The 13,228-nt window shown below is 63.8% G+C and carries 15 protein-coding genes; 11 read left to right on the forward strand and 4 right to left on the reverse strand.

Going from position 1 to position 13,228, the window contains the following annotated elements:
* Nucleotides 1–450: 450 nt before the first annotated feature.
* Nucleotides 451–627 (forward strand): hypothetical protein, encoded by a 177-nt coding sequence (locus tag OKB81_RS06475; protein ID WP_010672653.1) that lies wholly within the window; start codon nucleotides 451–453, stop codon nucleotides 625–627.
* 101 nt (nucleotides 628–728) lie between these two features.
* Here OKB81_RS06475 and OKB81_RS06480 read toward each other — a convergent pair whose 3' ends face one another.
* Complete coding sequence (locus OKB81_RS06480) at nucleotides 729–1,250, reverse strand: GNAT family N-acetyltransferase (RefSeq protein ID WP_270665407.1); 522 nt, start codon at nucleotides 1,248–1,250, stop codon at nucleotides 729–731.
* Nucleotides 1,251–1,391: 141 nt separating this feature from the next.
* Between OKB81_RS06480 and OKB81_RS06485 the strand changes: the two genes are divergently transcribed.
* Entirely contained in the window at nucleotides 1,392–1,655 is a 264-nt protein-coding gene (locus OKB81_RS06485) for a hypothetical protein (RefSeq protein ID WP_039040440.1), read from the forward strand.
* A gap of 74 nt (nucleotides 1,656–1,729) precedes the next feature.
* Complete coding sequence (gene ypfJ, locus OKB81_RS06490; protein WP_104451995.1) at nucleotides 1,730–2,584, forward strand: KPN_02809 family neutral zinc metallopeptidase; 855 nt, start codon at nucleotides 1,730–1,732, stop codon at nucleotides 2,582–2,584.
* A 60-nt stretch (nucleotides 2,585–2,644) separates the two neighbouring features.
* On the opposite strand, the gene OKB81_RS06495 is transcribed toward ypfJ, so the two are convergent.
* Nucleotides 2,645–2,989, reverse strand: a complete 345-nt coding sequence (locus tag OKB81_RS06495; RefSeq protein WP_261999904.1) for an HAD family acid phosphatase — start codon at nucleotides 2,987–2,989, stop codon at nucleotides 2,645–2,647.
* A complete protein-coding gene (locus tag OKB81_RS06500) occupies nucleotides 2,986–3,123 on the reverse strand; it encodes a hypothetical protein (protein WP_234888611.1) in 138 nt (45 codons plus the stop codon). Before OKB81_RS06500 ends, OKB81_RS06495 begins: the two co-directional genes overlap by 4 nt.
* A gap of 164 nt (nucleotides 3,124–3,287) precedes the next feature.
* On the opposite strand from OKB81_RS06500, the gene OKB81_RS06505 reads away from it, so the two are divergent.
* Genes OKB81_RS06505 through OKB81_RS06525 form a run of 5 tightly spaced genes read left to right on the forward strand, consistent with a single transcriptional unit; the run spans nucleotide 3,288 to nucleotide 9,732 of the window.
* Nucleotides 3,288–4,427 carry a PAS domain S-box protein gene (locus OKB81_RS06505; protein WP_234888612.1) on the forward strand — a complete coding sequence of 380 codons (1,140 nt, stop codon included), beginning with the start codon at nucleotides 3,288–3,290 and terminating at the stop codon, nucleotides 4,425–4,427.
* Nucleotides 4,428–4,473: 46 nt separating this feature from the next.
* Nucleotides 4,474–4,848 carry an anti-anti-sigma regulatory factor gene (locus OKB81_RS06510; protein ID WP_043154645.1) on the forward strand — a complete coding sequence of 125 codons (375 nt, stop codon included), beginning with the start codon at nucleotides 4,474–4,476 and terminating at the stop codon, nucleotides 4,846–4,848.
* A 6-nt stretch (nucleotides 4,849–4,854) separates the two neighbouring features.
* The gene (locus OKB81_RS06515; protein WP_160838062.1) at nucleotides 4,855–5,925 is read left to right on the forward strand and encodes an ATP-binding SpoIIE family protein phosphatase; all 1,071 of its coding nucleotides are present in this window, start codon (nucleotides 4,855–4,857) and stop codon (nucleotides 5,923–5,925) included.
* Nucleotides 5,926–8,592, forward strand: a complete 2,667-nt coding sequence (locus tag OKB81_RS06520; RefSeq protein WP_160838064.1) for a response regulator — start codon at nucleotides 5,926–5,928, stop codon at nucleotides 8,590–8,592.
* A 9-nt stretch (nucleotides 8,593–8,601) separates the two neighbouring features.
* Entirely contained in the window at nucleotides 8,602–9,732 is a 1,131-nt protein-coding gene (locus OKB81_RS06525) for an HD-GYP domain-containing protein (RefSeq protein WP_043154351.1), read from the forward strand.
* Here OKB81_RS06525 and OKB81_RS06530 read toward each other — a convergent pair.
* Nucleotides 9,729–10,403: an ATP-binding domain-containing protein gene (locus OKB81_RS06530; RefSeq protein WP_045522934.1), complete on the reverse strand. Its 675-nt coding sequence runs from the start codon at nucleotides 10,401–10,403 to the stop codon at nucleotides 9,729–9,731. The two genes, OKB81_RS06525 and OKB81_RS06530, sit on opposite strands and share 4 nt — an antisense overlap.
* A 154-nt stretch (nucleotides 10,404–10,557) precedes the next feature.
* Here OKB81_RS06530 and OKB81_RS06535 point away from each other — a divergent pair, with 154 nt between their 5' ends.
* The 3 genes from OKB81_RS06535 (at nucleotide 10,558) to OKB81_RS06545 (ending at nucleotide 13,074) form a co-directional block, all read left to right on the forward strand.
* A complete protein-coding gene (locus OKB81_RS06535; protein ID WP_160838066.1) occupies nucleotides 10,558–11,868 on the forward strand; it encodes an MFS transporter in 1,311 nt (436 codons plus the stop codon).
* Nucleotides 11,869–11,988: 120 nt separating this feature from the next.
* A complete protein-coding gene (locus OKB81_RS06540; protein WP_160838068.1) occupies nucleotides 11,989–12,711 on the forward strand; it encodes a MarC family NAAT transporter in 723 nt (240 codons plus the stop codon).
* A 159-nt stretch (nucleotides 12,712–12,870) separates the two neighbouring features.
* A complete protein-coding gene (locus tag OKB81_RS06545; protein WP_041212219.1) occupies nucleotides 12,871–13,074 on the forward strand; it encodes a hypothetical protein in 204 nt (67 codons plus the stop codon).
* The last annotated feature ends 154 nt before the right edge of the window (nucleotides 13,075–13,228 follow it).

A 13,228-nucleotide genomic window follows, 5' to 3' on the forward strand; every position in this document is an offset into this window, starting at 1 on the left:
AAAAGGGCTCCCTCGGGAGCCCTTTTGCCGTCCCCGTGGCCGTGAAAAACAGGGAATGACTGGGTGAACGCACAATTAGTGTTTGCTTTTTACACATTTCGAGGAGAGAATGCGCGCCGGCTAGTTAATCAGCCCTGATTATGTTCGCAATGCTTCACCTCACGATGAATCCTGCCAGTACCCGCATAACCTTCTTCTGATTTACTCGCCTTGAGAACCGTTCAGGCTGTCTGCCTGCGTTGCCCGGCTCTCACGGTGCAGACCCGATCTGCCCACTCCCAAGTAGCATCATGCATCCGCGTGGTCCTTGGCGCCTTCCTTGAAAGTGCAGACGCCCCTGAACCGGGCTGGGTATTCCTGCGCGCTCGTCCGCCATCGTGCTGACCGCGCCCATTGACCTGACATTTGCCAATACAAGGAGCAAACACTTAATTTATATAGAGAAATACCATGATGAAACACGTACAGATCCGCAAACCCCTGCGTCGCAGCAAACCCATCAACCTGCCCGTGCAAGAACACGACGACGATGCGTTCCTGATCCAGTTCAGCACCCGCTTCAGCGGCGGCTTCGCCATCTCCTGTGATGGCATCGCCGGCGAGTTCTCCATCGAAGAGCTCAACTGATCCGGCCTGCCCAGGCAGCGCCCGATGCAGACAGGCCGCAACTCACGGCGGCCTCCTTGCCTGACGTCATAGTCTGCATGGCCCCACCACCCGAGCGATGACTAGACCCCGCAAGTCTCCTTGTCCGGCGCCTCCAGCAGCAGGCACTCCTCCTCGCCGGCTCCCAGCCTGACCCGTTTACCCTGACTCAGCCCCAGCTTGGCGAGTAGCCGGACCGAGCGCTCATTGCCCGGGGTGACGATGGCGACCACCCGCTCGATGCCGAGCCGTTCACGGCCATCTGCCATGGCCGCCCGCGCGGCTTCGATGGCATAGCCCTGGCCGCGCCAGGCGGGCAGGAAGGCATAGCCGATGTCTTCACAGGGCAGGGTATCGCGCTTGATCAGACCGCAGATGCCGAGCCTGGCCCCGTCTTCCCGCCGCACCACCAGATAGAGTCCGTGACCGTAGCGGGCATAACTGACCGCAGGCCCCTGCTGGATGTAGTTTTCGGCATCCGCCAGGGTACGCACCCCGCGATCGCCGATGTAGCGGTGAAAATCACCATCGTTGAGCAGTTCGAGAATGAAGGGGGCATCGACAATGGTCAGTTTGCGCAGTTCCAGGCGCTCGGAGAGGATCATGACATGGGCTCGTTCGGCAGTAGAGAGTGTCCAAGACTGCTCCCGCCCCGCTTCCTTGGCAAGACCCGGAGGATATTTTCGCCCCCGGGAGCCGCGTCCCCGCTATACTGCCCACCCCATGGAACAGGCAGGAGAACGGCCATGACCGATACCCCCGAATTTTTTGATGAAGAGACACTGCTGGAGATGGTGGAGAACCAGCTCGCCGACGGCCATCCCCTCCAGGTGAAAGCGACCCTGATGCGCCTGGTGATGAAGGGCACCCCGCGGGAAGAGGCGCTGCAATACATCGCCTGCGCCCTGGGCGCCGAACTCATGGCCATGGAAGCCGAACAGGGCCCCTTCAACCTCGTCCGTTACGGCGAGTTTCTCGACAGCCTGCCCGAGATGCCCTGGGCCGAATGACCCGGGCCGATTAGGCAAGCCCCGGCGCCAGCCATTATCATTACTGCCACCACCAATGACGGGAGTATGGGGATATGCGCTGGCAAGATCGCCGTGAGAGCAACAATGTGGAAGACCGACGCCAGCAAAGCGGCGGCAACGGGGGCGGCGGCCTGCCCATCGGTGGCAAGGGGCGTCTGATCCTGCTGGTGGTGATCATGGTGGCGGGGTACTACGGCGTGGACCTCGGCCCCCTGCTGCAGGATCCGGCCCCGCAGAGCCAGCCCCAGCGTCAGAACTCGTCCCAGGCTGCAAACGATCCCCTCGCCCGCTTCACCTCGGTGATGCTCGCCTCCACGGAGGACGCCTGGGGTGAGATGTTCCAGCAAAGCGGCAACCACTATCAGGCCCCCAGACTGGTGCTCTATCGCGGTGCGACCCGCACCGGCTGCGGCCAGGGGCAGTCGGTGATGGGGCCCTTCTACTGTCCGGCCGACAGCACCGTCTACATCGATCTCTCCTTCTATCAGGACATGCGCGACAAGCTGGGGGCCGACGGCGACTTCGCCCAGGGCTATGTGATCGCCCACGAAGTGGGCCACCACGTGCAGAACCTGCTCGGCATCTCCACCAAGGTGCGCCAGCAGCAACAGGGGCTGAGCCAGGTCGCCCAGAACCGGTTGTCGGTCAAGCTCGAACTGCAGGCGGACTGCTTCGCCGGGGTCTGGGGCCACTACATGGAAAAAGAGCAGGTGCTGGAGCGTGGCGATCTGGAAGAGGCGCTCAATGCCGCCCAGGCCATAGGCGACGACAGGTTGCAGCAGCAAGGTCAGGGCCGGGTCGTTCCCGACAGCTTCACCCACGGCACCTCGGCCCAGCGCCTCGCCTGGTTCAAACGCGGTTTTGACAGCGGCAAGCCCGCCAGTTGCGACACCTTCGCCGCCCGCTAGACGCCCAAAAGAAGGGCCGGAACCTGACAGGATCCGGCCCTTTTGCCATGCATGGGAACCTCAGTACAGGGAGTTGACGATCACCTCCTCCTCCCATGCGCCAGCCAGCGGCAGGGGCAAGTAGGTGGAGTTGGCCGAACGGCCGGTGACGAAGTAGATGTGATCGCCGCGCGGGAAGTGCATGGCGATGAGCGCCTTGCCCACCTCTTTCGGCACGCTGAACGCGTCCCAGCCGTTGCTCATCTTCTCCCAGAAGGCCGGATTCTTCAGGTAGCTCTCACCATTGGGGGAGAACGCCTGCTTGCCGCGATAGCCCCCCGGGCTGGAGAAGAGCAGGGTGTCGTCGATGTCGAAACCCACCGCCATCGGCAGCAGCCCATCCAGGCTCCTGGCAATCTGCGTCACCGACACCCAGTGAAAGGGGCCTGCTGGGCCAGGCTCACCGCAATGACACCGGCGGGGCTGGTCGGGATTTCGACTGTCACGGCGGGCAGGGTCAGGCTGGCGGCAACCAGGGCAAAGCGGGGCGATAATGACATTAATCCCGATATAAGGTGTTCATGACGAACTCTCCAGGCCCAAGCCCCCCCTACCAGCAGGCTCTTTCGGCACTTCTTGTCCCCCGCTCTCGCCCCGGTGGGCTATAACTGCTGTACGCCTTCTAATGGCATTCAAATCAATTGCACCATTTACCGGAGATGCCATGGACGTGCACACCGCAGCTGCCCATTCGAATACTGTCACTCCCGCTTCATCCCAGGCCAGACTGGAGGCCGTCGACCAGCTGATGGCCCGGCTCGAGATCGCGCCAGACGGATTGATTCTGGATGCCAACCCCCGCTTTCTCGCCATCATGGGATACCAGCTGGCCGAGCTCAAGGGTCAGCACTACAGCATGCTGTTCCCCGCGGAGGCAGCAGAATCCGCCGACGAGGCCGCCCGTTGGCAGGCGCTGCGAACGGGGCAGGCACAGGAGGGAGAGTTTCGCCGCCGGGATCGGCAGGGGCGGGACATATGGCTGCGAGGCAGTTGCAGCCCCCTGCTGGACGAACAGGGCGCGCTGGTTCAGGTCATCGAATACACCATGGACCTGACCGAACAGAAGCAGATGAACGCCAACTTCGAGGGGCAGCTCAACGCCCTGAGCCGGGTCATGGGCAAGGTGGAGTTTTCACTGGATGGCATCATCCTCGATGCCAATGCCCGCTTCATGGAGACAGTGGGCTATCAGCTGGAAGAGCTGAAGGGCCAGCACCACAGGCTGCTGGTCGATCCCGACTACGCCCAGTCGACCGACTATCGCACCTTCTGGGAAACCCTGCGCCGCGGTGAATTCCTGGCGGGAGAGTTCTGCCGAATCGGCAAACAGGGTGAAGAGATCTGGATCCAGGGCTCCTACAACCCGGTGCTGGATCTCACCGGCAAGCCCAGCAAGATCGTCAAGTTTGCCACCGACATCACAGCCCAAGTAGAACAGCATCACCAGCTCAAGCGCGCCATGGAGGAGGCGGAAGAGGCCGCCAGGGTGCGCGAGGAGCTGCACAAGTCGCTGCAGGAGATGTCGACCCCGGTCACCCCCATCTGGGACGGGATCCTGCTGCTGCCGCTGGTGGGGATCATCGACTCCATGCGTACCGCCGACGTGATGAACAAGTCGCTCACCAAGATTGCCGAGACCCGGGCCCGGGTCTTCGTACTGGACATCGCCGGAGTCGCCACCGTGGATACCGGCGTCGCCAACCAGCTGATCAAGATCACCAAGGCGACCGCACCATGGTGGAGCTGGGGGTCTCTGTCGGCGACATCCGCACCACGGCGACCCTGCGGGATGCCTTCGAGATAGCCCTCAAGCGGGTCGGATCCACCCTTTAGGCCTCCAGGAGAGATGCATGCTGCTCAACAATGATCTGGGCATCGCCGACGTGGCCGACTGCATCGTGGTCAGCATGCGCCCCGACCTCGGTGACGAGGGCATGCAGCAACTGATGCAGGCCCTCTCCCAGCGGCTGATGCTGGGCCGCCAGCACGCGGTACTGCTCGACTTCTCCGGGGTCATGCTGCTCGATCACCACGAATTCAGGCAGGTACGCAAACTGGCCGAGGTGTGCCGCCTGCTCGGTGCCGTCTGTCTGCTGGTTGGGCTCAATGCAGGGATCGCCGCCTTCCTGGCGCTGGCCGATGCCGAGCCCGGGCCGCTGCGCTGCTTTCTCGACATGGACGATGCCTTCGCCCATGTTCGCAGGACGCTCAAGGATGAGGAGTAGCGCATCATGCAGTTGGAACAGAGCCTTCAAGAAGCCAGCTACCCGCTGCGCCACGACATCGACCTGCACCTGACGGTGATGGCGGTACGCCGCCTCCCCTTCATCGCCAACCTGTCCGAGGTGGACCGTGCCATGCTCTCCACCGTGGTCTCCGAGCTTGGCAGCAACATCCTGAAATACGCCGAGCGGGGGGAGATCACCCTCACCCTCCACCATCCCAGCGGGCGTCCCTGCATCGACATCATCGCCCGCGATCAGGGACCCGGCATTGGGGATGTGCATCAGGCCATGCAGGACCACTACAGCACCTCGGGCACCCTGGGGCTAGGCCTGCCCGGCGTGCGCCGCATGATGTCGGAACTCACCATCAGCACCCCGCCGGAAGGGGGAACTCTGGTACAGGCCCGCAAGTGGCTGGGCGCGGCCCCTCTGGTATCCAGGCCAATCGCTCCCCTAGCCTGCACAGGCCAGCTGCACGCCGGCCTGCAACTGGCATGGGCCAGCGAGAACCGCCCCTGCTATCCGGAACGGGTCTCCGGTGATCTGGCCTTCATCCGACCGGGGCCGGAGGGGGTATCGCTGATCCTGATCGACGTGAGCGGCCACGGTGCCTCGGCCAACAAGCTGGTACAGGTGCTGGAGGCAGCGCTGCAGCAAACCCACGAGCAGGAACCGGCCCGCCTGTTGCAACTGCTGCACCAGCACTGCATCGGTACCCGGGGCGCCGCCGCCGGCGTGGCCCTGGTCAACGGCGAACGGGGTGAGCTGAGCTATGCCGGCATCGGCAATACCCGCATCTGCCTGCGCGGCCACGAACCCTGGCGCGGCATCTCCCGCGACGGGGTGCTTGGGGAGCGTTTCCCCACCCCTTTGCTGCAGCGCCAGCCACTCGTCGCGGGGGACGTGGTGATGCTCTATTCGGACGGTATCAGCGAATCCCTCAACCTGCGCGACGGTGCGCTGGATCTGGCCGCCGAGCCCGCCCAGCTGGCACGCCAGGTGATCGCCCACAGTGGCCGCAGCACCGACGATGCCAGCTGCATCGTGCTGCGCGTGCTGGCAGGAAAGGAGGACTAGATGCGGCAACTGATCGGCGAAACCCTGCTGTCAGGCCCGGCGGCGGCACTCACCGCCCGGCGCAAGGTGATCCAGGTACTCACCTGCCTCGACGGAAGTCCCACCTTCGTGGCACCGCTGGCGGGCGCCACCTCCGAGCTGGTACGCCAGCTGGTGGCGAACACAGAGCCGCTGCAACTGCAGTTGTGGCTGGAGCCTAGCACACAGGAGTTGTGGCTCTCGCTCTCCGCTGACGCCCCCATCCCCCCCGAGCCGGACGGCCGCCATTCATGTGGCATCCGATTGGTCGCGCACGCGGACAACGCCATCGCCCTGGTCTACCGCCTGCCCCGCGGGCCCGATGAACTGCTGCTGCAACAGATGCAGCAGCAGTTCGCAGAACCGACCCGGGACGAGCTGTTTGCGGTGATGCAGGCCAAGAACCAGGAGCTGGAAGTGGCCTATGAGCTGGCGGAGGGCGCAACCCGGGCCAAGAGCGATTTTCTCGCCAACATGAGCCACGAGATCCGCACCCCCATGAACGCCATCCTCGGCATGTCCCATCTCGCCCTGCAGACCCGGCTCGATCCGCAGCAGTTCGACTATGTCAGCAAGATCCAGCGTTCGGCCCAGCATCTGCTCGGCATCATCAACGACATCCTCGACTTCTCCAAGATCGAGGCCGGCAAGCTGGATCTGGAGCGGATCGAATTCGATCTCGACCATGTACTGGAGAATCTGGCCACCCTGGTGGGCGAAAAGGCGGAAGCCAAGGGCATAGAGTTGCTGTTCGAGGTCGATCACCAGCTCGACACCCTGCTCTATGGCGATCCCCTTCGCCTCGGCCAGATCCTGATCAACTACGCCAACAACGCGGTCAAGTTCACCGAGCAGGGGGAGATCCTGGTCAAGGTCAGCTGCCTGGAGAAACAACCCCAGGAGGTGTTGCTGCACTGCTCGGTACAGGACACCGGGATCGGCATGAGCCAGGAGCAGCAGCAGCGGCTGTTCCAGTCCTTCCAGCAGGCGGACAGCTCCACCACCCGCAAGTACGGCGGCACCGGCCTCGGCCTCGCCATCTCCCGCAAACTGGCCGAGCTGATGGGTGGCGAGGTGGGGGTACAGAGCGAACCAGGCCAGGGCAGCACCTTCTGGTTTACCGCCCGACTCGGTAGGGGCAGGCGCAGATCCCGCTATCTGCCGAGCCTGGATCTGCGCGGGCGCCGCATGCTGGTGGCCGACGACAGTGCCAGCGCCCGCACCATCATGGCCGCCCTGCTGCGCAGCATGAGCTTTGTGGTGGACACCGCCGAGTCGGGCCAGCAGGCACTACAGATGATCGCCGGCGCCGAGCAGGAGGGACAGCCTTACGAAGTGGTATTGCTGGACTGGCACATGCCGGGGCTGGATGGCATCGAGACCGGTCGCCGCCTCATCGCCCGCGGCATGGGCCCGCGTCCCTATCGGGTCATGGTGACCGGCTACGGACGGGAAGAGGTCTTTCGCCAGGCCGATGCCGCCGGCTTTGATCGGGTGCTGGTCAAGCCCGTATGCGCCTCCGTGCTGTTCGATACCGTCATCGGCCTGTTTGGCCAGCAAACCAGTTCACTCACCTTCAAACCACCGCAGGTGGCCCATCGCTACCGCTTCGACGGACTCAGGATCCTGCTGGCGGAAGACAACGAGCTCAATCAGCAAGTCGCGCTGGAGCTGCTGCGGGCGATCGGTGCCGATGTCAGCATCGCCGGCAATGGTGCCATCGCGCTGGAGATGGTGGCCCAGACCCACTACGACCTGATCCTGATGGACATGCAAATGCCGGTGATGGATGGCCTGGCCGCCACCCGGCTGTTGCGCGAGCGGGAAGGCATCGGGCAACACACCCCGATCCTGGCGATGACGGCCAACGTCATGGCCGGTGACCGCGAACGCTGCCTCGCTGCCGGGATGGACGATCACATTGCCAAGCCCATCGACCCCGACAGGCTGTATGCGGCCCTGCAGCGCTGGGCAACCTCCTTCAGCCGCGAGGTCAACAGCACGCTCACTGCCTCACACGCATCACCCGCCACCGCCTTGCTGCCACAGCTGCAGGCGTTCGGGCTCAACGCCGAGCCAGCCCTGCAACGATTGATGCATAACTGGGAGTGGTATCGGGATCTGCTGCAACGTTTCGCCCGCCAGGGGAGTCAGCCGATGGAAACCCTGCTGGCCGCCCTGCAGGCGAATGACCGGGAAGAAGCGCATCGACAGGCCCATACCCTCAAGGGCATAGCCGCAACGCTGGGGGCCGGGTCGCTGCAGGATGTCTCGGCCCGGCTGGAGAGCGCCCTCGCCCGGGGAGACGATGCCACCAGCCTGCTGCCGCTGGCCGAGCTGGGGCTGCAACAGCAGCAGCAACTGGCCGCCAGCCTGCTGACTCTGCTGCCGGCCCCTGCCACCCCCGGCTTGCCGGAGGCTACCCCCGCCGAGCTGGCCCCCCTGCTGCACCAGCTGACCGGGCTGCTGCTGGAAGACGATGCGGAAGCCTTCATCCTGTTCCAGCGCAATCAGGCCAGGCTCGCTCCCCTGCTGGGCGAGGCAGCACCGGCCATGCACGATGCCATGACCCGTTTTCGCTTCGCCGATGCCCTGGCATATCTGCAACAAGTCCGGGCCCTCAAACCCGATCTGTTCAACCAAGAGTGAGGCGCCATCATGCTCAACTTGCTGGATCCCGATACCAAACCCACCCTGCTGGTGGTCGATGACACACCGGAGAACCTCTCCCTGCTCAGCGCCCTGCTCAGCCCCCACTACCGGGTCAAGGTCGCCATCAGCGGCCAGCGGGCACTGGAGATCCTCTCGGCCGGCACCCGGGTGGATCTGATCCTGCTCGACGTGGTGATGCCCCAGATGGACGGCTATCAGGTAATGCAGGCGCTGCAGGAGATGCCGCAGGTGCGGGAGATCCCGGTGATCTTCCTGACCGCCAAGGTGGAGGAGAGTGCGGAGGCGCACGGCCTGGCGCTGGGAGCCGTCGACTACATCCACAAGCCGATCACCCCCGCCATCGTGCTGGCCCGGGTCAGAAACCACCTGGAGCTGAAAGCGGCGCGGGATCTGCTGCACGACCAGAACGCCTTTCTGGAGCAGGAGGTGGAGCGGCGCACCCGGGAGAACGAACTGATCCAGAACATCACCATCCACTCCCTCGCCTCTCTTGCCGAAACCCGCGACAACGAGACCGGCAACCATATCCTGCGCACCCAGCACTATGTGCGGCTGCTGGCGGAGACCCTCTGCGAGCATGCCCGCTTTCGTGCAGAGCTGACCCCCAAGACCATCGATCTGCTGTTCAAATCGGCCCCGCTGCACGACATCGGCAAGGTCGGCGTGCCAGACCGGATCCTGCTCAAGCCTGGCAAGCTGGATGCGGACGAGTTTGCCCAGATGAAGCACCACTCCATTCTCGGCAAGGAGGCCATCGTCCATGCCGAGGAGGCGCTGGGGGTAGAGGTGGAATTTCTGCGACTGGCCAAGGAGATCGCCTGCTACCACCACGAAAAGTGGGACGGCACCGGCTATCCCTATGGCCTGCACGGTGACGAGATCCCGCTCTCGGCCCGCTTGATGGCGCTGGCCGACGTGTACGACGCCCTCATCAGCAAGCGCTGCTACAAGGCTGCCATGTCCCACCAGGAGGTGGTGCCGATCATACTGGCGGGACGAGGCAATCACTTCGACCCCGACATCACGGACGCCTTTGCCCGCATCCACCAGCAGTTCCACGAGATCGCCCTGCGTTACAACGACGACAAGGGCGAGCGGGAGTCCAATCGCGACTAGGCGGTGGCGGGCAGCAGATCGGTGAAGACGAAGCCGTCCCGCAGCACCGTCTCCCCCACCCGGATGGGCAAGGGATGCAGGAACATGGGGCCGTCCCAGGCCAGGGTGTGGAACTCCCCGTTCTCGCCGCAGGGATCCACCCCGGCGGGCAGGGCAGCCAGCAAGGCCGGGCCGAATTCATGACCACCTAACCCGGCGTCCAGCTTGCCCGGATCCAGGGTACAGACCCTGGCCTTGAGCCCGGCGTCGATCATCGCCTGCGCCAGCTCGGTCGTGTCGCTGCCCCAGAGCGGGAAGAGCGGCGTGATGCCGGTCCCCGCCAGTTGCCGCTCCCGATAGGCGCGCACATCCTCAAGAAAGAGATCCCCGAACGCCATGTGGTAAATGTCCTTGGCCTGCACATCGGCGATGAAGCCCGTCATGATGCGCCCATACTCCTCGTTGCTGCAGGGCCAGGGCAGGTCGATGGTGGTCAGCGGCAAGCCCACACACTCAGCCTGTGCCAGCAGCAACTGCTTGCGCACCCCGTGCATGGCCACCCGCTCGAACGCCTGGTTGAGGGTGGTGAACAACCCCACCACCTCGATGGCCGGATCCTGGCGCAGGCGATGCAAGGCCCAGGCGCTGTCTTTTCCGCTGCTCCAGGAGAGCAGTACCTTTTTCTTCGTCATGATCTCTCCAGCTACTTGCCGCACCGTGCTGCAAGACAGTGTTGCGAATTGTGCGATTTACATTGCGGGACACAAAAGCATACCCTCGTGGGTGAGCGTATCCCCGCAGCACACCGGGGAGAATAACTAAAAAAACGATGGGAAACATAAGGATATGAGTAAAGTCAGCACATCGCACGACCACGGTCGCCCCCTCAATCGACAGGATTACAAAACCCTGAGCCTGGCGGCGCTGGGCGGCGCCCTCGAATTCTACGACTTCATCATCTTCGTCTTCTTCGCCGTGGTCATCGGCGAGCTCTTCTTCCCGGCCGACATTCCCGAGTGGCTGCGCCAGTTCCAGACCTTCGGCATCTTCGCCGCCGGCTACCTGGCTCGTCCCCTGGGGGGCATCATCATGGCCCACTTTGGCGATCTCATCGGCCGCAAGCGGATGTTCACCCTCAGCATCATCCTGATGGCCTTGCCGACCTTGCTGATCGGCCTGCTGCCCACCTACGCCGTGCTCGGCATCGCCGCCCCCCTGCTGTTGCTGCTGCTGCGGATCCTGCAAGGGGCCGCCATCGGCGGGGAAGTCCCCGGTGCCTGGGTCTTCGTGGCCGAGCACGTGCCCGCCCGCCGGGTCGGTGTCGCCTGCGGCACCCTCACCGCGGGGCTGACCGCCGGCATCCTGCTCGGCTCCCTGGTGGCGACCGCCATCAACCGTGGCATGAGCCCGGGCGATGTGAGCGACTGGGGCTGGCGTCTGGCCTTCGTGCTCGGCGGCGTGTTCGGCATCGTCGCCATGTACCTGCGCCGCTGGCTGCACGAAACCCCGGTCTTCGCCGAGATGCAGGCCAACAAGTCCCTGGCCGAGGAGCTGCCCCTCAAGACGGTGCTGCGTGAACACAAGGGCAGCGTCGTCGTCTCCATGCTGCTGACCTGGCTGCTCTCCGCCGGCATCGTGGTGGTGATCCTGATGACCCCGACCTATCTGCAGAAGGTGCACGGCATCAGCCCGGCCGATGCCCTGACCGCCAACTCCCTGGCCATCGTCGCCCTCACCCTGGGCTGCATCGTCTATGGTCGCCTGATCGATGCCATCGGCAGCGGCCCTACCTTCATCCTGGGCTCCCTGCTGCTGGCCGGCGCCACTTATACCTTCTACCACAGCCTGGTAGCCGGCACGGATCAGCTGGTGCCCCTCTACATGCTGGCGGGCTTTGCGGTGGGGATCGTCGGCGCCGTGCCCTACGTCATGGTCAATGCCTTCCCGCCGGTGGTGCGCTTCTCCGGGCTGTCGTTCTCCTACAACGTGGCCTACGCCATCTTCGGCGGCCTCACCCCCATGCTGGTCACCCTCTGGATGAAGGAGGACGTGCTGGCCCCCTCCCACTATGTGGCCAGCCTGGCCGCCCTCGGTTTCGTGCTCGGCATCTGGCTCTGGCTGCGCGGCCAACGCCAGGCAACCCCGCAGGCCGCCTGATCCTTCCCAAGCAAGCCCCGCACTGTCGGGGCTTGTTCTTTGCGGATATCATCGACCGGGTGGCGGTCCGCTGCGGACCTGCCAGCTCACCCCAATCCGTCCACCTGCCCGAGGTCCACTATGTTCTTCCAGGTCATCTTTCTCGCCTTGCTGGCCCTGCTGCCCATGGTCAACCCGCCCACCACGGCCACCCTGCTGCTGGGACTGAGCAAGGGCATGTCCCGCGAGCACATTCGCCGCCAGATCAACATGGCCGCCCTCTATCTGTTCGCCACCCTGTGCGTCAGCTTCTTCATCGGATCCTCCATCCTGGATCTGTTCGGGATCTCCATTCCCGGCCTGCGCCTGGCCGGTGGCCTCATCATCGCCTTCATCGGCTTTCGCATGCTGTTCCCCTCGCCAAACCAGTCTGCCGGGGTCGAGGCCAACCAGAATATCGCCTTCGTGCCCCTGACCATGCCCAGCATGTGCGGACCCGGCACCATGGCGCTGGTGATCAGCGGCGCGGCCCAGATCGCCGAGCTGCCGGCCGAGGCCGATCGCGTCGTCATCTATGCCGCCATGGTCACCGCCTTCGCCCTGATGAGCCTGATCAGCTGGGGTGTGCTCAAGCTGGCAGATCCCGTGTGCAAGATCCTGGGAGCCACCGGCATCGACGCCATGACCCGCATCATGGGTTTCCTGCTGGTGTGCATGGGTATGCAGTTCTGCATCAACGGCGTCAAGGAGGTGGCGCAGGATCCCGTCTTCCATGGCCAGGTGATGGAACAACCCGCTGCCGCCTTGCCGACCCATGCCGGATCTACCGCCCTCGATCATCTCGCCGTGCCGCGCCAGCCCTGATTGAAAACGGTGTCATTTTTCGTGCAAATCCCTCCTGATCTTGCGCCTGATCATATTGCCTTCATCTTGATGGGGTAGTCTGGTTTTTGTACAGGCAGGGTTCAGAAGGTTGCCGCTAGCGTGGCATGTGCTGACCCCATCACTTGAGGAGATATGCAAATGGAAAAGATGCTGACCGAGATTGGAAGCTACAGCCTGTTTCATGAGTATCTGAACGTGGTCGGTGCCGCCAGCCCCGCGCTGACCCGGATCAAGACAGGATGGGAGTTCAAGCGAAAGGATCGCCTGCTCGCCCAGATAAGGGTGGATGACCACGGCCACGCCCGCTTCTTCATCGACGCCCGCGCCATTTCGGTCAACTGACCCGACCCCTTTCCCAGCCCCGGCGCCTGCCGGGGCTTTTTATTGCTTGCGCGTTCCAATAAAAACCCCGGCGCCGGGCCGCAATGCTGTTCACTTAAGAGAATTTGAGTTCCAGTCCACGTAGTATCAGGGCTAAAAAATGAGGGAGGCATGA

Source organism: Aeromonas sp. QDB56 (assembly GCF_027705505.1).
Classification (GTDB): Bacteria; Pseudomonadota; Gammaproteobacteria; order Enterobacterales; family Aeromonadaceae; genus Aeromonas; species Aeromonas caviae.

Coding starts and splice junctions, on each gene's coding strand:
- OKB81_RS06475 (WP_010672653.1), top strand. CDS start 451: ATGATGAAACACGTACAGATCCGCAAACCCCTGCGTCGCAGCAAACCC.
- OKB81_RS06480 (WP_270665407.1), bottom strand. CDS start 1,250: ATGATCCTCTCCGAGCGCCTGGAACTGCGCAAACTGACCATTGTCGAT.
- OKB81_RS06485 (WP_039040440.1), top strand. CDS start 1,392: ATGACCGATACCCCCGAATTTTTTGATGAAGAGACACTGCTGGAGATG.
- ypfJ (WP_104451995.1), top strand. CDS start 1,730: ATGCGCTGGCAAGATCGCCGTGAGAGCAACAATGTGGAAGACCGACGC.
- OKB81_RS06500 (WP_234888611.1), bottom strand. CDS start 3,123: ATGTCATTATCGCCCCGCTTTGCCCTGGTTGCCGCCAGCCTGACCCTG.
- OKB81_RS06505 (WP_234888612.1), top strand. CDS start 3,288: ATGGACGTGCACACCGCAGCTGCCCATTCGAATACTGTCACTCCCGCT.
- OKB81_RS06510 (WP_043154645.1), top strand. CDS start 4,474: ATGCTGCTCAACAATGATCTGGGCATCGCCGACGTGGCCGACTGCATC.
- OKB81_RS06515 (WP_160838062.1), top strand. CDS start 4,855: ATGCAGTTGGAACAGAGCCTTCAAGAAGCCAGCTACCCGCTGCGCCAC.
- OKB81_RS06520 (WP_160838064.1), top strand. CDS start 5,926: ATGCGGCAACTGATCGGCGAAACCCTGCTGTCAGGCCCGGCGGCGGCA.
- OKB81_RS06525 (WP_043154351.1), top strand. CDS start 8,602: ATGCTCAACTTGCTGGATCCCGATACCAAACCCACCCTGCTGGTGGTC.
- OKB81_RS06530 (WP_045522934.1), bottom strand. CDS start 10,403: ATGACGAAGAAAAAGGTACTGCTCTCCTGGAGCAGCGGAAAAGACAGC.
- OKB81_RS06535 (WP_160838066.1), top strand. CDS start 10,558: ATGAGTAAAGTCAGCACATCGCACGACCACGGTCGCCCCCTCAATCGA.
- OKB81_RS06540 (WP_160838068.1), top strand. CDS start 11,989: ATGTTCTTCCAGGTCATCTTTCTCGCCTTGCTGGCCCTGCTGCCCATG.
- OKB81_RS06545 (WP_041212219.1), top strand. CDS start 12,871: ATGGAAAAGATGCTGACCGAGATTGGAAGCTACAGCCTGTTTCATGAG.